This is a genomic window from Sphingomonas sp. FG14 (genome assembly GCF_057809675.1).
On record NZ_JBMDKK010000003.1, the window covers coordinates 607,181 to 628,168 of the forward strand.

Consider the following 20,988-nt stretch of genomic DNA (forward strand, 5'->3'; position numbering starts at 1 on the left):
GGGGATTTCAGGCGCGAACGGCGGCCAGCGTCTGCGGCAGGCCGCGTTCGCTGTAGCGCAGCAATATCGCGCCGGCGGCGAAGCCGGGCAGGGCGACCATCAGCATCGCTTGCAGCAGATCGAACGGCGCCGCGCCCAGCGCGTCGGAAATCGCGCCGACCAGCACCGGGCTGAGCGCGCCGAACAGCGTGTAGAACAGGCCCGCGACGGCCAGCAGGCGCGTGCGGATTTCGGCGGGGGCAAGTGCCTGGGTTAGCGTGGGTGACAATACCAGCCCGCCGAAGGACGCGGCGATCTGTGCGGTCGCGATCATGTAGAAGGCGTCCGGCGACCGCGCGAAGGGATACAGGCAGCACAGCAGCAGCGCGACCAGCGCGCCGATCTGCGCCACACGCCCCGGTGTCAGATCGCCCGTGCGACCGGCGATCATGCGTGCAAGCAGATTCGCCGCCACGACCCCGCCGATGCTGCCGATCGCGAAGACCTGGCTCAGGCGGATGCCCACCGCCGCCGGATCGGCTTCGAACAAGCGGACGATCGCGATCGCCATCCAACCGAACACCGTGAAATTGGCGGCACCGATCGCGCCGAAGCCGATGAACACGGGAAACAGCGTCCGCCGATTTGTTCGAAAGAAGGGAAGGACGGCGCCCGTGCCGCTGGCGGCCGGCGCGTCGCGCCTTGCCTTGCGCAGTGGAATGAGCAGCACCATCGGGATCAACGCGATCGCGGGCAGCGCCATCGCCATCAGCGCCAGTCGCCAGGGCGCCAGCATGGCGAGGGCGGCGGGCAGTTCCGCATGATGCTGCGTGATCCCGCCGACGAGTGCGCCGCCAATGGCGAGGCCTGCGGAAATGCCGAGCAGCTGCGAAATGAAGAAGATCGAATTGGCGATCAGCCGCTGCTTCTCGTTGAACAGGTCCGGGATGATCGAGAAGGTGACGGGTCCCAGCACGGCTTCGCCGGCGGCGATCGCCATCGCGCAGGCGAACAGCGCGCCATAGCTGCCCGCCAATGCGGTTGCCGCGGCGCCCAGCGACCAGATCAGGATGCAGGCGGCATAGATCGGCCGCCGTCCGGTGCGATCTGCAAGCCAACTGATCGGATAGGATGCGATCGCCACCACCAAAGTGACCGCGATGCCGCGCAGCGCGCCGATCTGCATGTCCGACAGGTTCAGATCGGCCTTTATCGCTTCGGTCACCAGCAGCATCACTTGCGGGATCGCATTGCCGACCATCGATGTCAGGATGAGCACGAACAGCCCATACCATGCGCCGAATCCGGCGCGTTCGGTCTCGACTGGCTGTAACGCGGCGGCGCTCGACTCCATGCTTCTCTCCAATTCATGGATGTATCCGAGGCTAGCGGATATTGCGGCGAGCGCAAGCGATGAATCGCGACTATTGGCGACAAAATCGAAGCCTATTGCGCTTCTATCGAATACATGTTTGTATCGTGAAAACCATGATGAAAGGGTGGAGCATGGCGGGGCTGGGAAATCGGGCGATGTTGATGTCGGCGTTGCTGGCCGGAGGGTTCGCGGGTGCGATGCCGGCAATGGCGCAGGATGCGCCGGCGGCCGAGGAAGTGGGTTCTCCCGACATCGTCGTCACGGCGCAGCGGCGCGAGGAGCGGATCGTCGATGTGCCGATCTCGATCTCCGCGATCGGCAGCCGCGATATCGAGCGCCGCGGCGTCACCAGCCTCGATTCGCTCCAGACCTCGGTGCCCGGGCTCCGGCTCGTCGATATCGGCGTCGGCACGCAGCGTATCCAGTTGCGCGGCATCTCGCAGTTCCTGGGCCTGCCGACCGTGGGGAACTATATCGACGAACTGTCGATCAACAATTTCGCGGCGGGCGGCGTCTCCGACATGCGCCTGCTCGACATGGAACGGGTGGAGGTGCTGCGCGGTCCGCAGCCGACGCTTTATGGCGAAGGCTCGATGGGCGGCACGATCCGTTACGTGACGGCGTCTCCCGATCTGACGCGGGTCAGCGGCAGCGCGGAAGCGCAGGTAAACACCGTCGATGGCGGAGAGGCGGGGTACCGCGCCGAAGCCGTGTTCAACCTGCCGCTCGTCGAGGACAAGGTCGGCATCCGCTTCGCGGCGGCGCGCGAGCAGGTCGGCGGCTATGTCGATGTGCCCGCCGGCAACAACGTCAACGATGCGCGCTACACCACGCTGCGCGGCAAGCTGTTGCTGAAGCCGAGCGACGCCTTCACGCTTTCACTGCTGGTGCAGCATCAGGTCGCGAACCAGGCCTATAAGAATTACAGCGAAGAGGATTATGACAGCGACGCCGTCGTCGCTTCGCCGCTGCGGCAAAGCTATACGCTCGGCAATCTCGTCGCGACCTATGATTTCGGCCCGCTAACCTTGCTGAGCTCGACGGGTTATCTGCGCAACAAGAGCCGATCGGTCGACGATTCCGGCGAATATTACAACATGTTCGTGTTCGGCGCGCCCGTGCTCACGAGCGCGGTCGGCGAAAGCGCGACGCGGCTGAGCAAATTCTCGCAGGAGGTGCGGCTGACCACCAACGCGACCGGCCCGTTCCGCCTGACCGCCGGTGCCGTTTATGTCCACGGACGGACGAACAGCGATCTCAGCGGCGGATCCGAACCGGCGATCCCGGGGCTGGACTATGTGATCAGCGGGCCGCAGATTTCCAAGAGCTGGGCGGTCTATGGCGATCTGGGTTACGACATCACCGATGCGATCAAGGTCGAGGTCGGTGGCCGCTATTTCCACGACCGACGATCAAGCGATACGGTGCTCGAAATCCCGTCGCTCGGCCTGTCCTCGCCGACGGTGCAGTCGGGCAGCTTCAACAGCTTCAATCCGCGCGCCAGCATCAGCATCAAGACCTCGGCCGACGGAACAATCTATGCCAACGCCGCCAAGGGCTTCCGCAGCGGCGGCTTCAACACCGTGACCTCGCCGCTGACGCCGCCGACCTATGGGCCGGAAAAGCTGTGGAGCTACGAGATCGGGACGAAGCAGGCGCTGTTCGATCGCCGCCTGTTCCTGGAGATTGCGGTCTATTACAACGATTACAAGGGCGTGCAGGCGGTGTTCCCGCAAAGCGCGACGATCAGCGCCACCACCAATTCGGGCAAGGCCAGCGGCCCCGGCGTCGATGTCACCCTGCAGGGCAAGGTGATGCGCGACCTCTCGATATCGGCCAGCGTCGGCTACAGCCATCTGCGCTTCGATACGACCGGCATCGATCGGAGCAAGGGTGAACCGCTCGATCTGGTGCCCGACTGGACCTGGTCGGCGGCGATCGATTACGAGCCGCTGATCGGCGGCGAAACCCGCCTGCTGGCGCATCTCGACTATGGCTATAGCGACAAGGCGCGGATCACCCTGCACAGCCCGGTGCTCGATCAGGTGAGCTTCACCGAATCGCGCGCGGTGCTCAACGCGCGGCTGGGCGTCGACCTCGGGCGGCTCAAACCCTATGTCTTCGCCAACAACCTCACCAACACCAGCCGCATCGTGAACCCGGCGTTCGGCGCCTATTTCGAGCCCGTCTATACGCGGCCGCGCACGATCGGCGCCGGGGTGCGGGTGCAGTTCTGAACGCACGCCGGATCGCGAACGATATCATGACCGAAACCGCGGACGTCATTGTGATCGGCCTGGGAGCGATGGGTGCCGCCGCGCTGCACCAGCTCGCGCGGCGCGACGCGCGCGTGATCGGCATCGACCGGTTCGCGCCGCCCCATGACAGCGGCTCCAGCCATGGCGAGACGCGGATCACGCGCCAGGCCATCGGCGAGGGCGAGATCTATGTGCCGCTGGTGCTGCGTTCGCACGAGATCTGGCGCGAGCTGGAAGCGGAGACCGGCGAACAACTGCTCCTCGAATGCGGCTTCGTCGCGATCGACAGTTCGGGCGGTCAGGCGGTGATGCACGGCAAGAACGGCTTCGCCGAACGCACCGAACGCGCCGCCGAGCGTTTCGGCATCGCGCACGAAGTGCTGAGCCCCGACGAGCTCATGCACCGCTTTCCGGGCTTCACGCTGCGCGGGGACGAGCGCGTCTATTACGAACCGGGTGGCGGACTGGTCTATCCGGAACACTGCATCGCCGCGCAGCTCAAGCGGGCCAAGGCGCTGGGCGCACGGCTGCAACTGAACGAGGCGGTCCAGGCGATCGTGCCCGTCTCCGGTGGCGTGCGTGTCACCACGTCGCGCGGCGTCTATGACGCCGGCCATGTCGTCGTCGCGGCGGGAGGATGGACGCCCGCGCTGATCGGCTCGCCGCTGCGGCGGCTGCAATTGCTGCGTCAGGTGCTGCACTGGTTCGTGCCCGATCGGCCCGACCATTATGAAGCGGGACGGTTCCCGACATTCATTTGGGCACATGGTGTGGCGCCCGAGGACAGTTTCTACGGTTTCCCGATCGCACCGGGCGCGACGCCCGGTGTGAAATTGGCGACCGAGCAATTCTCGACCGAGATGGGCGCTCCGCACGATCTCGACCGCACCGTGACCGCCGCCGAAGTGGAAGCGATGCATGTCGATCACGCAGATGGCCGCCTTGTCGGCCTTTCGCGTTCGGCGCTGCGCTCGGCCGCCTGTTTCTACACCAACGCGCCCGATGGCGATTTCGCGATCGATCACCGCCCCGACAGCGATCGCATCCTCGTCGTGTCCGCTTGTTCCGGCCATGGTTTCAAGCATTCGGCGGGCATTGGCGAGCATGTCGCGCGAGTGCTGGACGGCGAGGACAGCCTTCGTCCCGCTTTCGCGCTCGATCGTCCCGCGCTCGAGCCCTTTCGGGTGCGCGAACGCGACAAACCGGTTAGCTCATGAGCCTGACACAGGATGAGGAGCAGATGATGGCGTATCTGGGCGGCGATCTGGTGGAACGAGCGGAAGCGATGCTGCCGCGCATGGTGTCGCTGCGTCGCGCCATCCATGGCGAGCCCGAGATCGGCCTGCACACCCCCGCGACGATGGCGAAGGTTCGCGACGCGCTGGCCGACCTGCCGCTCGAATGGCGCGAAGGCACATCGACCACCGGCGCGGTCGCGTTGCTCAAGGGCGGATCGGCCGGGCGTCGCGTGCTGCTGCGCGGCGACATGGATGCGTTGCCGATGCAGGAACGCACCGGCCTCGACTTCCAGTCGACCATCGCGGGCGCCATGCATGCCTGCGGTCATGACGCGCACACCGCGATGCTGGCGGGCGCGGCACGGATCCTCGCCGAGCGGCGCGACGGACTGGCGGGCGAGGTCGTTTTCATGTTCCAGCCCGGCGAGGAAGGCTGGCATGGCGCGCGCTTCATGATCGACGACGGACTGCTCGATCCGCTGCCCGATGCCGCCTTCGCGCTCCATGTCATGCCCAATGCGCCGCACGGGGTGATCGCTGGCCGCCCCGGGCCGCTGCTCGCCTCGTCCGATCGGCTGAACATCACCGTGTTCGGCGCGGGCGGCCATGCATCGATGCCGCATGACGCGCTCGATCCGGTGCCGATCGCCTGCGAAATCGTGACCGCGATCCAGAGCTTCGTCACGCGGCGGATTTCGGTGTTCGATCCCGCCGTCGTCACCATCGCGCGGATCGAGGCGGGGACGACCGACAATGTCATTCCACAGACCGCGCTGATGGCGGGCACGGTGCGCACGCTTTCGGCGGAGCGCCGCGCGTCGGTTCAGGAGGGGCTTACGCGTCTGGCGACGGGCATCGCGGCGGCGCATGGCGCACGCGCCGAGGTCTCCTTCGATCCGGGCTTTCCGGTGACGCGCTGCGATCCGGCGGCGGTGGCGTTCGGCGAGGATGTGGCACGATCGCTGTTCGGTGACGATGCCTGGCTGGCGCTCGACGCGCCGATCATGGGCGCGGAGGATTTCTCCTATGTGCTCGATCGGGTGCCGGGCGCGATGTTCTTCCTGGGGGCGGCGGAGGCGGGGGCCGACTGGACGCAGTGCTGCGGTCTCCATTCCGATCACATGGTGCTCGACGAACGCGTGATGGCGCGCGGCGGCGCGCTGCTTGCCGGGCTGGCCGAGCGCTTTCTGGAAAAGGGATTCGATTGATATGGGCGATGAACGGCTTGCTGCGCTGGCTGAGCGATTCTGGCGGTTCGAGTGCCGGGAAACGCCGCTCGCCGCGATCCTGGCGGGCCAGCCGACCGAGGATGAAGTCGTTTTCCGTGAGTCCGCCGACGATCATGCGCGCCGCGACGCTGGTGCGGCCGAGATGCTCGACGCGCTGGCGGCGATCCCGGCTGAAGGGCTCGACGATCAGGATCGCGCGACGCGCATCCTGCTCGAACGCGAGCTGAGGGCGGTTCGCGACCTTTACGCCGTCCAGGCGCATTTGCGGCCCTGGTTGCTGCCGGCCGGCCCCGATTTCAACACCGTGTTCTTCTCCAACTCCGCTGCGATCGCGGATAGCGAGGCGGCTGCGCTCTATCTGAAACGGCTCTCGACGATCCCGTCGTTCATGGCCGATATCCGCGCCAATCTGGCGGCCGGCCATGCGATAGGCATCCGCTATCCCCGCGCGGTGCTGGAGGGCGCGGCCGCCAATACGCGCGGCATGATCGCCGGCAATGCCGAGGATCTGCCCTGGTACGGGCCGTTCAAGCGTTCTGCCGCGAGCGGGCAGGCGGGCGTGCGCGACGCGGCCGGGCGTGCGGCGGCGCTGATCCGCGACGAGATCGTGCCCGCGATGGCCGCCTATGCCGACGACCTGACCGGCGCGCTGGCGGTCGGCGCGCGAGAGAGCCTGAGCTGTTGCGACACGCCGGGCGGCCGCGCCTATTACGAGACCTTCGTCCGCCATTTCACCACGACCGGCATGACGCCCGAGGCGGTGCACGCGCTCGGGCTGGGCGAAGTCGCCCGGCTCGAAACCGAACTGGAGCTGTTGGCGGCGGAGGCGGGCCATGCCGGCGACCTTGCCGGTTATCGCGCGTTCCTGACCGGCGATCCGCAATTCGTCGCGGAAAGCCCCGACGCGCTTCGCGCGGCGCTCGAAAGCCTGTGCAAACGGATCGACAAGAGCATTCCGGCCTATTTCGGCCGCATCCCGCGCATCACCTATGGCGTGGAAACGATGCCCGCGGCGCTTTCGGCCAACATGCCGCCCGCCTATGCGCAGCCGAGCCCGGCCGACCGTTCCGCGCCCGGCATCTTCTGGGCCAGCGCGATTCCCGCAAAATGCCCCAGCTACATACATGTCGCGCTGGCCGTGCACGAAGCCTGGCCAGGGCATCTGATGCATATCGCGCTGATGCACGAACAGGATGGGCTGCCCGATTTCCGCCGCCACGGCGCGGTCAAATATACCGCCTGCGTCGAGGGGTGGGCGCTCTATTGCGAAGGACTGGCAGCCGAGATGGGCCTCTATCAGACGCCGCACGAACATTATGGGCGGCTGGAGATGGAGATGTGGCGCGCGGTGCGGCTCGTCGTCGATACCGGTATCCACTGGCTCGACTGGAGCCGCGATGATGCGATCGCCTATATGACCGAACGGCTGGCGCTCTCGCCGGAGATCATCGCGGGCGAGGTCGATCGCTACGCGGCATTGCCCGCACAGGCGCTGGCCTATCAGATCGGCAATCTGCGCATCCGCGCCCTGCGTGCCCGCGCGGAGGCGGCGCTCGGCGATCGTTTCAGCCATCGGGGTTTCCATGATGCGATCACCGGTATCGGCGCCGTGACCTTGCCGGTGCTCGACGATCTGGTTGGCGCCTGGATCGATCGTGAGGCTGCCACGCCCCGGGCGGCCGCCGCCTGATGCCGCTCGATCCCGCGACCGGTGTTCATTACGAACTCCATGGCCAGGGCGCGCCGCTGATGATCGGCCTGCCGCTGATGGCGTCTCATCAGGCGATCTTCGGCGAGGCGTCGCTGGCGTTGCTCGATGGTTATCTCGATCGGCTGGCCGATCGTTACCGCATCCTGCTGGTCGATTATCCGGCGATCGGAAAGAGCCGCGATATCCTGCCTGCGCCGATGACGGCCGAGCGTGTCTGCGACGACCTGCTGGGCGTGGCCAGCGCGGCGGGGTTCGATCATTTCGCCTATTGCGGCTATAGCTGGGGCGCGGCGGCGGGGTTGCAACTCGCGACGCGCAGTGATCGGCTGACCGCGCTTGCCATCGGCGGCTGGCCGCCGATCGATGCGCCCTATGGCGCGCTGCTGGCGGCCAGCCTGGCCAGGATCGGCCATGTCGAGCCCTCGTCGATGGTGGTGCTGCGATCGGCCGAACAATATGTCCAATGGTCGCAATTCTATGCCAGCCTGGACGGATGGCCGGAGGCGGATGCGGTCGCGGCGATCCGCTGCCCCAGGCTCGTCTATTTCGGCGGGGATGGCGATTTGATAGAGGCGGGACATCCGGTCCCGATCGCATCCACGATCCGGCGGCGGCGATCCGATCTTGAAGCGAATGGATGGGAAGTGCGCGAGTTTCCCGGCCATGGTCACGAGGTGACGTTGCAAGCCGATCTGGTCGCCCCGGTGATCGCCGATTTTCTCGACCGCGCGATGGATGGTCATGGGTCGGCTGAATTCGATCCGTCCCTTTTTGGGAAAAATTAACCTTCATTTCTTCACCGCCGTTTTCGGCGGTCAACTATATGCGGCGCATGAAGAAAATTCACTTGCTGCTCGGTGCCGCGCTGACGGCGGCCATCTCCATCCCTGTTCTGGCGGCGCCGCCGGTTGTCGGCCTCGACAGCATGCGCGAATGGAACCTGATCGTGCTGGGCGATCTCCAGTCCTCGTCCGAAGTGGAGGGGCGCACCTTCGTCGGCGGCGACCTGACGGGCAATTCCTCCAACTATCAGATCAAGACCCCCACGCCGTCGCCGACCGGTCAGCCGGGCTTGACCGTGGTCGGCAATGTCGTCGGCGGCGCCAAGAACCTCAACAATGGGTCCGGTGCGATCGTCGGCGGTAACGTCTCGAGCGGTTTCAACCTGAACGGCGCGGCGCAGACGGTGCAGGTCGGCGGCACGATCAGCAATACCAACGTCAACCAGAATACCGTCCAGTCCGGGCTGGCCGCGTCGAGCCCGGATTTCCTGGGGAGCCTCAACCAGCAGAAGACCGTGCTGACGAGTAGCCTCACCGATCTGTCGCATACGCTATCGACGCTGGATTCGAACAGCGCGGTCGCGATCAGCGGGAATCGCGCGACCTTCAACGCCGCACCCAATGCGGAGGGCGTCGCGGTGTTCAACATCACTGCCGATCAGCTCAACAGCATCGGCGAGATCGATTTCAAGCTGAATGGTGCGGATACCGCGATCGTCAATGTCAGCGGCAAATCGATCCTGCTCAACGACAATTTCCTGGGCGGTACCAACAATCTCGGTGAACATGTTATCTGGAACTTCGCCGAGGCGGATTCGCTCAATCTGACGACGGCGTGGGGTGGATCGGTGCTCGCGCCGCGCGCCGCCGCCACGACAGGCAATTATATCCAGGGTTCGGCGGTGTTCGGCAGCCTCGTCCAGAATGGCGAGATGCATATCGGCACCTATACAGGCGGCTATACGCCGCCGTCCGGCCCACCGACGGGGGGCGGCAGTTCGGGTGGCTCGACGCCCGTGCCGATCAACGGGGCATGGGGCCTGTTCGCGCTGGGGCTGGCCGGGCTCCTGCTTGGGCGACGGATCGGCCGCGACAAGCTCGTCAAGGCATGATGTCAGGTTCAGTGTCCTGTTGTTAGGACGCTGCGTCGAATTCCGTGATCTTCTGGCATCAGCGTTGCCATGTTAACTCCAGGGCAACAGCGATCGGATGGACAATCGTCCGATCGCGCCTGGAGACAGATGATGAGCAAGAAGATCCTCGGCCGCTACGGCAATGATCGCGGCCATTGGGTGGGCGACGGCTTTCCCGTCCGCTCGCTCTTTTCCTACAACAGCCTGGGCGCGCATATCAGCCCGTTCCTGCTGCTCGATTATGCGGGGCCGCATTATTTCGCGCCCACCGATGCGCGGCGCGGCGTCGGCCAGCATCCGCATCGCGGGTTCGAGACAGTGACGATCGTCTATGACGGTGAGGTCGAGCACCGCGATTCCACCGGCAATGGCGGCGTCATCGGCCCCGGCGACGTCCAGTGGATGACGGCGGCGGGCGGCATCCTGCACGAGGAATATCATTCGCCGGCCTTCGCCAGGACCGGCGGACCCTTCCGCATGGTGCAGCTCTGGGTCAACCTGCCCGCCAGGGACAAGATGGCGCCCGGCGGCTATCAGGCGATCGTCTCCGCCGACATCCCGGTCGTCGAACTGGCGGACGGGGCGGGCAGGGCGCGGATCATCGCGGGTGAACTGGGCGAGGCGAAAGGGCCGGCCAACACCTTCACGCCGATCAACGTCTGGGACGTGCGGTTGAACCGCGATGCCGACCTGACGCTCGACCTGCCCGAGGGGCATACCTCCATGCTGGTGGTGCTGGGCGGTCATGTGACGGTCAACGGCACCGAAGCGGCGGGCGAGGCGGAAATGCTGCTGCTCGATCGCGACGGCAGTGAGATCGCGATCCATGCGGATGGCGATGCGGTGCTGCTTGTCCTGACCGGCGAGCCGATCGACGAGCCCATCGTCGGCTATGGCCCCTTCGTGATGAACAGCGAAGCCGAGATCAGGCAGGCGGTTGACGACTTCAACAACGGCAGATTCGCCGAGGCGGCCTGACGATCGAACCCGGTCCCTCAGTGCAGGGGCCGGGTTCTTCTTTCCATGGGGCGTACCGGGTTGCGGGTGGGAGCAAGCTGCCCGAAGCTGCGACCGGCACGGCACGAATCACCGACCTGACAAGGAGATGCGATCATGATCGAAATGGTGATCGAACAGAGGCGCCGCAGTCTGGGCGGTGGGCTCGACGTGGGGCGCGTGCTGCCCTTCGCGAAGCGGCGCATGGTCGGGCCGTTCGTGTTCTTCGATCATATGGGACCGCTCGATCTGGCGCCGGGCATAGACCGCAGCCTGGATGTGCGGCCACATCCGCATATCGGCCTGTCCACCGTCACTTACCTGTTCTCCGGCGAGATCATGCACCGTGACAGCGTCGGATCGCAGCAGGCGATCCGCCCGCAGGAGGTGAACTGGATGACCGCCGGAAGCGGCATCACCCACAGCGAGCGATTCGAGAAGGGACGTGCGACCGGCGACCATCTCCACGGTATCCAGGCCTGGGTCGCGCTGCCCGACGCGCACGAGGAGACCACGCCCTCCTTTTCGCACCATGAAGGCGTCGACCTGCCGCAATGGAGCGAACGGGGTGTGCATGGCCAACTCATCGCCGGCAGTGCCTATGGCCTGACCGCCGCCGCGCGCACGCATTCGCCACTCTTCTACGCGCATCTCGATCTTGAGCCGGGCGCTACGGCTGAACTGCCCGACGGCTTCAGCGAGCGCGCGCTTTATGTCGCGACGGGCGCGATCGAGTTCGACGGCATCCGCTACGACACCGGCAAGATGCTGGTGTTGGGGGCGGGGGTGTCGCGCATCCGCGCGCCGGAACGCGCGACCGTCATGGTGCTGGGTGGGGAGCCGATCGGCGAGCGCTTCCTCTACTGGAACTTCGTATCCTCGTCCAAGGACCGGCTGGCGCAGGCGGCGGCCGACTGGCGGGCGGGGCGGATGAAGCTGCCCGATGCCGACGATCAGGAATTCATTCCCTTGCCCGAGGATCCGGCGCGGCCGGCGCCCGCCACGACATAAGGACCATGGCATGACCGATCACAGGCTGAGCAGGGTCCGCGCCAGCATCGGCACCACCCCCTATGCCGTCGCCATCGATGCAGGGCGCCATCATCTGACCGCCGACGAACCCGCGAAGCTGGGCGGTCAAGATGCGGGGCCAGCACCGTTCGACCTCCTGCTTTCGGGGCTGGGCGCCTGCACCAGCATCACGTTGCGCATGTATGCTGAACACAAGGGCTGGGCGCTCGACATGCTCGACGTCGATCTCGTGCTCGTTCGCGGCGATGATGGCGACCATATCGAGCGCACGCTGTATCCGCGCGGTGATCTCGACGATGCGCAGCGGGCGCGGCTCGCCGATGTCGCCGAGCGCACCCCCGTCACGCTGGCGATCAAATCGGGACTGAGGATCGATACGCATCTGGGCGAGGAAACCGCACAATGATGCGCATCGTCGGGATCGCCGGCAGCCTGCGGCGGCATTCCTTCAATCTCGGCCTGCTGCGTGCGGCTGAAACGCTGATGCCCGATGGTGCGACGATCGAGGTCCACACCATCGGGGGTATCCCACTCTATAATGCCGATGACGAAGCCGCATCGGGATTGCCCGCCTCGGTGGTCGCCATCAAGGATGCGATTGCGAGCGCGGACGGGCTGATCCTGGCGACTCCCGAATATAACAACGGCATTCCCGGCGTTTTCAAGAACGCGATCGACTGGCTCTCGCGGCCTGCCGACGATATCGGCCGTGTGTTTGGTGGTCGCCCGGTCGCGCTGATCGGCGCCTCGCCGGGCAATTTCGGTACCCTGCTCGCGCAGGATGGCTGGCTTTCGGTGTTGCGCACGCTCGGCACCCGGCCATGGTTCGGCGGCCGCCTGCTCGCCTCGCGCGCTGGCGCTTTATTCGATGGCGACGGACAGTTGTCCGACGATGCCATGCGTGAGCGGTTGCGGGCCTTCCTGGAAGGCTTCGTGGCGTTCTCCGCCGGGGAGCGGAATTGAAGTCGAGCGCTGGCGTTGGTCAAGCGGGTGTGGATTTTCGATGCCCATGCATCTTTCGTAAGCGCTGGCGGCATCGGTGAAGGGGGCAAACGCTATGCTGTTCGAACAGATCGCCACGGGGGGATGCCAGTCCTATCTGCTGGGATGCCCGGATACCCAATGCGCGGTGCTGATCGATCCGGAGATCACCCAGATCGATCGTTACCAGGGGCTGGCGTCGCGCTATGGGGTGCGGATCCGCTATGTGATCGACACACACACACCCATGCCGATCATTTCTCCGCCGCGCACCGGATCAGCGAGGCGCTGGGCGTGCCGACGGTGATGCACCAGTTGAGCCCCGCGCCGCATGCGGGATTGCGACTGGGCGATGACGAGATGCTGATCGTCGGCAATCTGCGGATCCGGGCGTTGCATACGCCGGGGCACACGCGCGATTCGATGTGCCTGGTGGCCGGTGATCGCGTCTTCACCGGCGATACGCTGCTGATCGGCGGCACCGGCCGGACCGACTTGCCGACCGGCAATCCCGACCAGCTCTACGACAGCCTCTTCGGCAGGCTGCTGGCGCTCGATCCCGCGCTGCTGGTCTATCCCGCGCATGACTATAAAGGGCGGACGCATTCGACGATCGGCGCGGAGATCGCCGAAAATCCCCGGCTGCAGAAGCGCGATCGCGCCGAATTCGTACAGATGATGCGCGAGCTCAATCTGGCGGCGCCGACGCATATGACCGAGGCGCTGCGCACCAACATGACGGGCGGCAAGACCGTGAGCCAGTTGCTTGCGGATGCCGCCGCCAAGGTGCCGCATATCGGCCTGGAGGAATTGCGCAGGCATATCGAAGGTGGAGCGAACAACCTGCTTGTGCTCGATGTGCGCGAGGAGGCCGCGTTCAGATCGGGCCATATCCCGGGCGCGCGCCATTTGCCACGCGGCCAGCTTGAGCTGCGCGTGAACGAGGAGATTCCCGACCCGACGATGCGCATCGTCACCTGCTGCGAGTTCGGCAAGATCTCGACGCTCGCGGCGGCGACGTTGCGCGAACTCGGCTTCATGCGCGCTGTCGCGCTCGATGGCGGCATGAAGACCTGGCGCGACAAGGACTATCCGATCGAGCATTGAGGTCCGTGACGCGCGAAAGCGCGGTTTTGCGCCATTCTCGTGGCGCCGAACATCACTTGTCAGAAGTCTGACAAGGCTTGTCATTTGAATCCGGTTCCCCCTGCGGACATTCGTGCCCTGCATCAAAAGGGGGTTCGGATGCTTCGGAATCTGCGTTCAACCTGCAGCCGTACGGTTGCGGTTCTGGCACTCGCCACCTGTGCTTTCGTCGCTACGCCGGCCGCCGCCGAACAGGATGCGCTGGTGCGTGACGCGACGCTGCTCCACGCATCGGGCGAGCCCGAAAAAGCCTATCAGATGCTCAGCCCGCATACCGCCTCGCGGATCGGCGATCCCGATTTCGACTATGCGCTGGCGATCGCGGCGATCGACAGCAAGCAGCCGGGCGAGGCGATCATGGCGTTGCAGCGCGTGCTTGCGCTCCAGCCCGGCAATGCCCCCGCGCGCGCCGAACTCGCGCGCGCCTATGCGATGACGGGCGATATCGACACCGCCAAGCAGCAATTCGATACCGTGCTGGAGGATCCGACGCTGCCCGATCCCGTCCGCCAGCGCTTCACCGGGATCGTCCGCAAATATGGCCGAGACATTCGCGGCGGCGGTTCCAGCGTCTCCGGTTTCGCTGATATTTCAGGCGGGTGGGACAGCAATATCAACTCGGCGACCGAACTCACCTCGATCGTGATCCCGCTCTTCGCCGGGCTCGGACCGGGCACGCTGGGCGGCGCTGCGCGCGCGATCGACGACAGTTTCATCGACGCCCAGGCCGGCCTGTCGGGCGCTACCGCGATCGGGCGGCAAGATCGGCTGTTCGGCAGCGTGCTGGGTGGCTGGCGCGAGAATCTGTCCGACGACATGTTCGATCAGCAAAGCCTGACCGGCACGGCGGGCTATGCCCATAGCTTCGCCGACCGCGACGTCATCTCGATCTCGCTCCAGGCGCAGCAATTCTGGCTGGGTGGATCGAGTTTTCGGCAGGGCTATGGCGCGATCGCGCAATATACGCATCTGATCGGCGGCGACGCGCTCTCGATCTCGGGTCAATATTATCGCTTCGACTATGATCGCGACGCGCTGCGCGATGCCGATCGCGTGGCGGCGGCGGTCAGCTATGCGGCACGGCGCTGGGTGGTCACCGTCAATGCCGGCAAGGAAGCGACGCGCCGCGCGGCGGGCGACGCCAATTCGCATGTCTTCGCCGGCGCCAATCTGGGGGCAGAATTGCCGATCAACGATCGGATCGCCTTTGTCGGTGGCCTGGCGTTCGACCTGCGCCGCCACGATGCCCCGGACGTGCTGTTCCTGGCCAAACGCAAGGACGAGCGCGTCGACGCTTCGCTCGGCATCAAGCTGCTGGTCTTCGACAATGTCTATCTCCGGCCGCGCGTCACCTACACGCGCAACTGGAGCAATATCGGGCTTTACGACTTCGATCGCTGGACGGCCGGGCTCGGCGCCCGCGTTGAATTTTGAGGGGAAGAACCGCCATGAACGCAACGCTCAAGCTGACCCTCACCGCCGGCCTGCTCGCCGGTTCCTCGCTCGCTCTGCCTTTCGATCGCGCCCAGGCGGGTGAGGTCATATTCGGATCGGCCAATTTGCGCGGCCAAGCGATCGAACCGGGTCGCCGGCTGGTGCTGGCGGGCGGCGTGACCCAGATCCGGCTCGATGGCGGTGCGGTGGCGTCGTTCGTCGGCGCGGCGGAATTCGCGATCCGCGACGCCGATGCGATCGAGCTCCAGTCCGGCACCGTCACCGTCACCTCGCAAACGGGCAAGGCGGTGGTGGTCCATATGCCGAACGGCGTTGAAGGGCGGCTGGGCGGCGCGGGCGCCGCATCCTTCACGGCAGCGGCCGACGGCGCGCGCGGCCATGTGATGACGGGCAATGCCGTCGTCACCGGGCGTAGCGGCCGCACCAGTTACGCAGGCGGACAATTCTGGCGGGTCGATGCGCGCGGCGAACCTTCGCGTGCGGTCGCGAATGCGGAAGGCGCGCCGGCGCCGGTGCTCGCCTCCGGCCAGCCCGTGGCGACCGCGATCCGCGTCACCGACGCGGTCGCCGTGCCCGATCTGCGCGCCGGAGGCCCGGTCGCCGCCGTGGTGGCGGGGCTGCCGACCGGGCTGGGCGAGGCGCTGGCGGCGAACGGCGCTTCGGGCGATATTGTCAGCGCCGCCAACGCCGTGGAGGCGAGCGTCGCCAATCCGTCGCTCACCAGTTTTCCGGTCGGCGATTATGGCGCGCTCGTCGCCTATGCCGCCCGATTGTCCGCGCCGCTCGGCGGCCAGGCTTTTCCGGGCGCGGGGCCGGATATCGTGCGCACCTATCTCGAATATCTGTCGAAGGGCGGCGCACGCGAGAGCTTCCTCCAGGGCTATGCCGCGCTGCTCGTCCAATATCTCGACCTGATGCGCGGCGGCGCGCTGCCGTCGAGCTTCCAGGGCGCGAGCGTTCGGCAGATCAACGATTTCCTGGCCTATCAGGCACGCACCAGCGGCTTTGCCGGCCTCTCCGCCGAGAACCGCGTGCTGCTCGACGCCTATCGCGGCTTCCTGGCCGGCGGCGGCAATGCCGACCAGTTCACCCGACGCTACACCGATCTCGCCAAGGCCTATTTCGACTTCCTGCTGGCCGGCGGCTCGCCCGCCGAATTCACCGGGGCGAGCCAGCAGACCGTCAACGCCTATCTTGCCTTTCTGCGCGACGCCAGGCTGACCGGTGCGCTTTCGCCCGCCAATCGCGCGCTGCTCACCGCCTATCTCGACGGGCTCGCCAATGGCAGCAACGGGTTGGCGTTTGTCGATCAATATCGTTCGGCGCTTGGCGCGTACTTCGATTATCTCAAGGCCGGCAATCTGCCGAGCAGCTATGTCGCCCTGCCGCCTGCGACGCTGCGCGCCTATCTCGACACGCTGGCCCAGGCCGGGCTGCTCGATGGCGTGCTCGGTTCACAGGCGGCGTTCTACCGCGCTTATCTCGATCATCTGAACGCGGGCGGCGCGATCGACGCCTGGACCGCGCTGCCCGCCAACCAGTTCACCGGCTATGCCGGCGCGCTCGCGGCGTTCGAGGCCTATCTGAAAGGCGGCAACCTGCCTTCGGCCTATGGCGCCGTCCCGGTCGCCACGCTCAAGGCCTATCTGGAGGCATTGTCCGCGGCAGGCGCGCTCGATCGCTTCCTGGGGAGCGATGCCGGTTTCTTCCGCGATTATCTCGCACATCTTGCGGCCGGCGGCACGACGGACGGCTGGGCCGGACTGCCGGTCAATGTCTATGCGGGCTATGCCGACGCACTGTCGGCTTATGCCGCCTATCTGAAGGGCGGCAATCTGCCCTCCGCCTATGGCGTTCTCCCAGCGGAGACGCTGGCCGCCTATCTCGACGCGCTCAAGGCGGCGGGCGTGTTCGATCGGCTGTTGGCCCAGCAGGCGCAGTTCTTCGACGCCTATCTGGCCCATCTGAAGGCGGGCGGTGGCGTCGATGGCTGGCAGGGCCTGCCTGCCAATCTCTATTCGGGCTATGCGGCGGCGCTCGGCGCCTATCTCGACTATCTGAAGACCGGCGGCGTACCCAGCGCCTATGCCGCGCTCACCGCCGCGCAGATCGCGGGCTATCTCGATGCCCTCACCGCCGCCGGCGTGTTCGACCGTTTCCTGGGAAGCGAGGCCGGCTTCTGGACCGGGTATCGCAGCTATGTCGTCGGCGGCGGCAATCCCGACGCCTATCCCAATCTTCCCGCGCCGATCGACTTCGATGCCTATGCTGGCACGGTCAACGCCTTTGCGGCCTATCTGCGTGGCGGCGGCCTGCCGGGCGGCTATGGCGCGGCCGATGCGGCCACGCTTCAGCGTTATCTGGCCGCGCTCAAGGGGGCGGGGCTGCTCAGCGACACCTTGCTGTCCGCCTATCTCGACCATGTGGCGGCGGGTGGCGCACCGGGAAGCTTCGCCGGCGCGCCGGTCTACGGCAGCTATGCCGCCGCGCTGCAAAGCTATTACGCGCATCTCGCGGGCGGTGGCCTGCCGAGCGGCTATGCCGCGCTCAGCGCGGCGCAGGTCCGCGATTATCTGAGCGTGCTTGCCAGCGCCGGTTTGTTGCAGGGATTGCTCGGCGGAGATGCCGCCTTCCTCTCCGCCTATCTGACACATATCGAGGCCGGCAAATCGCCCGATCTTTTCCCCGGCCTGCCCGTGTTCGACGGCTATCGATCGGCGGTGCTCGCATTCCTCGCCTATGTCGAGAATGACGGGCTTCCCAGCAACTATGGTGCACTGCCATCCGGTCAGCTCCTCGCCTATCTGACGGCGCTTCGCGATGCCGGCCTGCTCGAACAGATGCTCGCCGGTGCCGGCGGCGCTTCGGCCTATGTGACGCATCTGCTGGCCGGCGGCGCGCCCGACGGCTTTGCGGGCCTGCCGGTCTTTGAAGGATACAAGACCGCCTTGCTCGCCTATTTCGACTATATCTCGGGCGGCGGTAAACCGTCGCTCTACACCGCAGCGAGCCAGGGCACGCTGATCGGCTATATCCGCAAGCTCGATGCCGCCGGCGTGCTCGCCGCGAGCCTCGACGCCGATGACCGGCAGTTGCTGCTCGACTATGCCGCCTGGGTCGATGGCGGCAGCAATCCCGATCTGTTTCCGGGGCTGCCGCAGGCGCCGCTGACGCCGTTGCCCGCGCCCGCCTTCACCTATTCGGGCGGTTTCACGCCGAACGCGAACACCAGCTACAAGGCGATCACGCCGAGCGCGGCCGGGCAGCGGCTGTTCACCAGCCAGAACAACGGCTCGCAGGTCGTCGTGAATGCCCAGGGGCAGGCGACGCAGCTCGCCAGCCTGATCCGCACCTCGGGCGCGCAGGTCAAGGACGCGGCGGGCAACGCGAATGTCGTGGTCGGCCGCTGGACGGCGGGCGCCTATACCGTCGGCAATCCGGTGTTCAATCCCACCGGCGCCCAATCGCTCCATTATTACGCGGCCGCGCCGGCGAGCTTCACGGCACCGGCTGCTGGCCGTATTGATTACGAGATCTTGGCGGCGACCCAGCCGACCTATGAGAGTGGCTATGGCGCCGCCGGGCTGTTCGACGCCGATCTCTCGATCGATTTCGCGACGCGCAAGGCGGGCATCGCCGGTACGATCCGGATGCCCGAACAGGGCGGTCCGATCAGCTATGCCTTCACCACTCCCGGCGGGGCGGCCACGCCCAGCGAAACGCTGAATCTCGGCACGCTTTCGCAACTCTCGATCATCGCGGCGATGACGGGGGAAGGCCGGGGCTGCGGGGGCAGTTGCAGCCTGCGGTTCGAGGGTGGATTCGGCGGATCCAGCCCGGAAGCGCTCGGCTTCGTCTATTATTCGCTGGGAACCGGCGTCGATCCGATCATGGGCGCCGTCGCTTTCACCGGCGACTATGTGGCGCCGCAAAATCCCTTGCCCGATCCGAACCATGGCTATGTGGCCGGGCTTCCGGGGACTGGCATCCGCCACATGCTGAGCGGCGTTCGCGTCACCGGCAGCTCGAACGGCCAACTCTTCAGCCAGGTGCGCAACGGCACCGCGACGATCCAGCCCGATGGCGGCGTGACCGCGATCGGCATCGCCAACGGCCAGCAGGCGGGCATCACGGTCACGCGCGACCAGGCGAAATCCAGCGATGTGGCGGGCAATGCGCGGATCGTCGTCGGACGCTGGAGCGACGGCCGTTATGTGCCCTCGGGCAACGGCAGCTTCGCCACCACGCTGACGGCGAACACCGGCATGCATTATGTGCTCGGCCTGACGCCGGATTTCATCATCCCCTATATGGGGCGGGTCGATTATACGCTGCTGGCGGCGACGCGGCCCACCTATGTCGGCGGCGGCACCATGCCGGGCCTGTTCGATGCGGCGATGTCGATCGCTTTCGCGTCGCAGCCCAAGATCGGCATCACCGGCACCATCCGCATGCCGGAAGCGTCGGGCATCGCCACCTACAGCTTCACCACGCCGGGCGGAAACGCCAATCCGAACAGCAGTTTCCAGTTCAATGCGGATAGCAGCTTCAACTTCTCGGCACCGTTACAGGGCAGCGGGGCGGCGTGCGGAACCGCCTGCACGATCGGATTCGCCGGCACGTTGACCGGCAATGATCCGCTGGCGATCGGCGTCACCTATTCGACCTCGCAGCAAAATGGCTCACCCGATGCCGTCATCCATGGCGCCGCAGCCTTCACCGGCAATTGGGTCGGGGCGCCCCAGACCCTCACCCGCGTCACCGATCGTACGCTGTTCGCCTATACCGGCACCAACAGTGCGCTGAGCCCGAACAACAGCGGGGCCAGCTATGACCTGAACCCTGCTGGCCAGGTGATCGGCATGACCAGCTTCAACGGTCTGCACGATCGGCTGGGCACCGCAACGATCGCGGAAAGTGGCAGTCTTGCCGGCAATCTGGTCGGCTGGACGCGCTGGACCAGCGGCCAGCTCGACATTGCGCGCTTCGGCCCCAGCTCGGTCGTGCTCGGCGCGAACGACAGCTATCAGATCATGCATGGCCAGCCGCTCAGCAACATGCCGACCAGCGGCACGGCGAGCTACACGGTCGGCGGCGGCACGCAGGTCGCCGACAATCTCGGCGCGGTCGCGGCGGGCGGGACGACAACGGGCACGGCAAAGGTGATGTTCGGATCGACAGTGAAGGTCGGTTTCGACATCACGACGCAGTTCAACGGCAGCAGCTATAATCTGTGGACGACAGGCCGCACCGGCGACGTTTCCGCGAGCGAGCTGACCGTGGGCACCGACGGGCGCTTCAATTCAATCGGCCCGAACGGCAACGCCACGGGCACAGGGTGCGCGGGCAATGCCTGCCGGCCGATCTGGAACGGTTTCCTCGCGGGCAGCGGTGCGGCGGGCATCGGCCTCCACTTCCGCGTCCAGAACACGGTGCAGCGCAATCTCGACTTCCACGGCGTCGCGGCCTTCACCAAGGACGGTGCGGCAGCCGGCGCGCCACCGCAGGCGGCGCTGGCCTGGCCGACCGCTCGCGATGTGCCGGGCGTCTCAGCCAACGCAACGCCTTCGAGTATCGACATGGCGACGATGCGCGATCAGGCGAGCCAATTGCTTGGGGGCAATATCCGCTTCTGAAACGGCGAGCTACAAGGGGGCGGGGGCATGGCGGATC

15 protein-coding genes are annotated in these 20,988 nt (G+C 66.1%); 14 read left to right on the plus strand and 1 reads right to left on the minus strand.

From position 1 onward, the window contains the following. Window positions 1–7: 7 nt before the first annotated feature. A complete protein-coding gene (locus ACODTA_RS15050) occupies window positions 8–1,333 on the minus strand; it encodes an MFS transporter (protein WP_489066724.1) in 1,326 nt (441 codons plus the stop codon). A gap of 182 nt (window positions 1,334–1,515) precedes the next feature. Here ACODTA_RS15050 and ACODTA_RS15055 point away from each other — a divergent pair, with 182 nt between their 5' ends. From ACODTA_RS15055 to ACODTA_RS15120, 14 genes are all read left to right on the plus strand, one after another. Continuing rightward, the gene (locus tag ACODTA_RS15055; protein ID WP_489066725.1) at window positions 1,516–3,591 is read left to right on the plus strand and encodes a TonB-dependent receptor; all 2,076 of its coding nucleotides are present in this window, start codon (window positions 1,516–1,518) and stop codon (window positions 3,589–3,591) included. 26 nt (window positions 3,592–3,617) lie between these two features. Then, window positions 3,618–4,829: an N-methyl-L-tryptophan oxidase gene (gene solA, locus ACODTA_RS15060; protein WP_489066726.1), complete on the plus strand. Its 1,212-nt coding sequence runs from the start codon at window positions 3,618–3,620 to the stop codon at window positions 4,827–4,829. 26 nt (window positions 4,830–4,855) lie between these two features. Next, a complete protein-coding gene (locus ACODTA_RS15065; RefSeq protein WP_489066793.1) occupies window positions 4,856–6,058 on the plus strand; it encodes a M20 metallopeptidase family protein in 1,203 nt (400 codons plus the stop codon). A 1-nt stretch (window position 6,059) separates the two neighbouring features. Then, complete coding sequence (locus ACODTA_RS15070; protein WP_489066727.1) at window positions 6,060–7,769, plus strand: DUF885 domain-containing protein; 1,710 nt, start codon at window positions 6,060–6,062, stop codon at window positions 7,767–7,769. Beyond that, the gene (locus tag ACODTA_RS15075) at window positions 7,769–8,575 is read left to right on the plus strand and encodes an alpha/beta fold hydrolase (protein WP_489066728.1); all 807 of its coding nucleotides are present in this window, start codon (window positions 7,769–7,771) and stop codon (window positions 8,573–8,575) included. Before ACODTA_RS15070 ends, ACODTA_RS15075 begins: the two co-directional genes overlap by 1 nt. 38 nt (window positions 8,576–8,613) lie before the next feature. After that, entirely contained in the window at window positions 8,614–9,684 is a 1,071-nt protein-coding gene (locus ACODTA_RS15080) for a choice-of-anchor A family protein (RefSeq protein WP_489066729.1), read from the plus strand. Between the two features lie 132 nt (window positions 9,685–9,816). Beyond that, a complete protein-coding gene (locus ACODTA_RS15085; protein ID WP_489066730.1) occupies window positions 9,817–10,683 on the plus strand; it encodes a pirin family protein in 867 nt (288 codons plus the stop codon). A 135-nt stretch (window positions 10,684–10,818) separates the two neighbouring features. Further along, window positions 10,819–11,712, plus strand: a complete 894-nt coding sequence (locus tag ACODTA_RS15090) for a pirin family protein (protein ID WP_489066731.1) — start codon at window positions 10,819–10,821, stop codon at window positions 11,710–11,712. A gap of 10 nt (window positions 11,713–11,722) precedes the next feature. Next, window positions 11,723–12,139 carry an OsmC family protein gene (locus tag ACODTA_RS15095; RefSeq protein ID WP_489066732.1) on the plus strand — a complete coding sequence of 139 codons (417 nt, stop codon included), beginning with the start codon at window positions 11,723–11,725 and terminating at the stop codon, window positions 12,137–12,139. Next, window positions 12,136–12,696 carry an NADPH-dependent FMN reductase gene (locus tag ACODTA_RS15100; RefSeq protein ID WP_489066733.1) on the plus strand — a complete coding sequence of 187 codons (561 nt, stop codon included), beginning with the start codon at window positions 12,136–12,138 and terminating at the stop codon, window positions 12,694–12,696. The genes ACODTA_RS15095 and ACODTA_RS15100 overlap by 4 nt, the downstream gene beginning before the upstream one ends. Window positions 12,697–12,790: 94 nt before the next feature. Further along, a complete protein-coding gene (locus ACODTA_RS15105) occupies window positions 12,791–13,021 on the plus strand; it encodes a hypothetical protein (RefSeq protein WP_489066734.1) in 231 nt (76 codons plus the stop codon). Next, a complete protein-coding gene (locus ACODTA_RS15110) occupies window positions 13,009–13,821 on the plus strand; it encodes a rhodanese-like domain-containing protein (RefSeq protein ID WP_489066735.1) in 813 nt (270 codons plus the stop codon). The genes ACODTA_RS15105 and ACODTA_RS15110 overlap by 13 nt, the downstream gene beginning before the upstream one ends. Before the next feature lie 138 nt (window positions 13,822–13,959). Next, on the plus strand, window positions 13,960–15,294 hold the full coding sequence (locus tag ACODTA_RS15115; RefSeq protein WP_489066736.1) for a tetratricopeptide repeat protein: 1,335 nt from the start codon (window positions 13,960–13,962) through the stop codon (window positions 15,292–15,294). A 14-nt stretch (window positions 15,295–15,308) separates the two neighbouring features. Beyond that, complete coding sequence (locus ACODTA_RS15120; RefSeq protein WP_489066737.1) at window positions 15,309–20,951, plus strand: hypothetical protein; 5,643 nt, start codon at window positions 15,309–15,311, stop codon at window positions 20,949–20,951. The last annotated feature ends 37 nt before the right edge of the window (window positions 20,952–20,988 follow it).

Coding starts and splice junctions, on each gene's coding strand:
- ACODTA_RS15055 (WP_489066725.1), top strand. CDS start 1,516: ATGTCGGCGTTGCTGGCCGGAGGGTTCGCGGGTGCGATGCCGGCAATG.
- ACODTA_RS15105 (WP_489066734.1), top strand. CDS start 12,791: ATGCTGTTCGAACAGATCGCCACGGGGGGATGCCAGTCCTATCTGCTG.
- ACODTA_RS15100 (WP_489066733.1), top strand. CDS start 12,136: ATGATGCGCATCGTCGGGATCGCCGGCAGCCTGCGGCGGCATTCCTTC.
- ACODTA_RS15070 (WP_489066727.1), top strand. CDS start 6,060: ATGGGCGATGAACGGCTTGCTGCGCTGGCTGAGCGATTCTGGCGGTTC.
- ACODTA_RS15080 (WP_489066729.1), top strand. CDS start 8,614: ATGCGGCGCATGAAGAAAATTCACTTGCTGCTCGGTGCCGCGCTGACG.
- ACODTA_RS15115 (WP_489066736.1), top strand. CDS start 13,960: ATGCTTCGGAATCTGCGTTCAACCTGCAGCCGTACGGTTGCGGTTCTG.
- ACODTA_RS15085 (WP_489066730.1), top strand. CDS start 9,817: ATGAGCAAGAAGATCCTCGGCCGCTACGGCAATGATCGCGGCCATTGG.
- ACODTA_RS15095 (WP_489066732.1), top strand. CDS start 11,723: ATGACCGATCACAGGCTGAGCAGGGTCCGCGCCAGCATCGGCACCACC.
- ACODTA_RS15120 (WP_489066737.1), top strand. CDS start 15,309: ATGAACGCAACGCTCAAGCTGACCCTCACCGCCGGCCTGCTCGCCGGT.
- ACODTA_RS15075 (WP_489066728.1), top strand. CDS start 7,769: ATGCCGCTCGATCCCGCGACCGGTGTTCATTACGAACTCCATGGCCAG.
- solA (WP_489066726.1), top strand. CDS start 3,618: ATGACCGAAACCGCGGACGTCATTGTGATCGGCCTGGGAGCGATGGGT.
- ACODTA_RS15090 (WP_489066731.1), top strand. CDS start 10,819: ATGATCGAAATGGTGATCGAACAGAGGCGCCGCAGTCTGGGCGGTGGG.
- ACODTA_RS15050 (WP_489066724.1), bottom strand. CDS start 1,333: ATGGAGTCGAGCGCCGCCGCGTTACAGCCAGTCGAGACCGAACGCGCC.
- ACODTA_RS15065 (WP_489066793.1), top strand. CDS start 4,856: ATGGCGTATCTGGGCGGCGATCTGGTGGAACGAGCGGAAGCGATGCTG.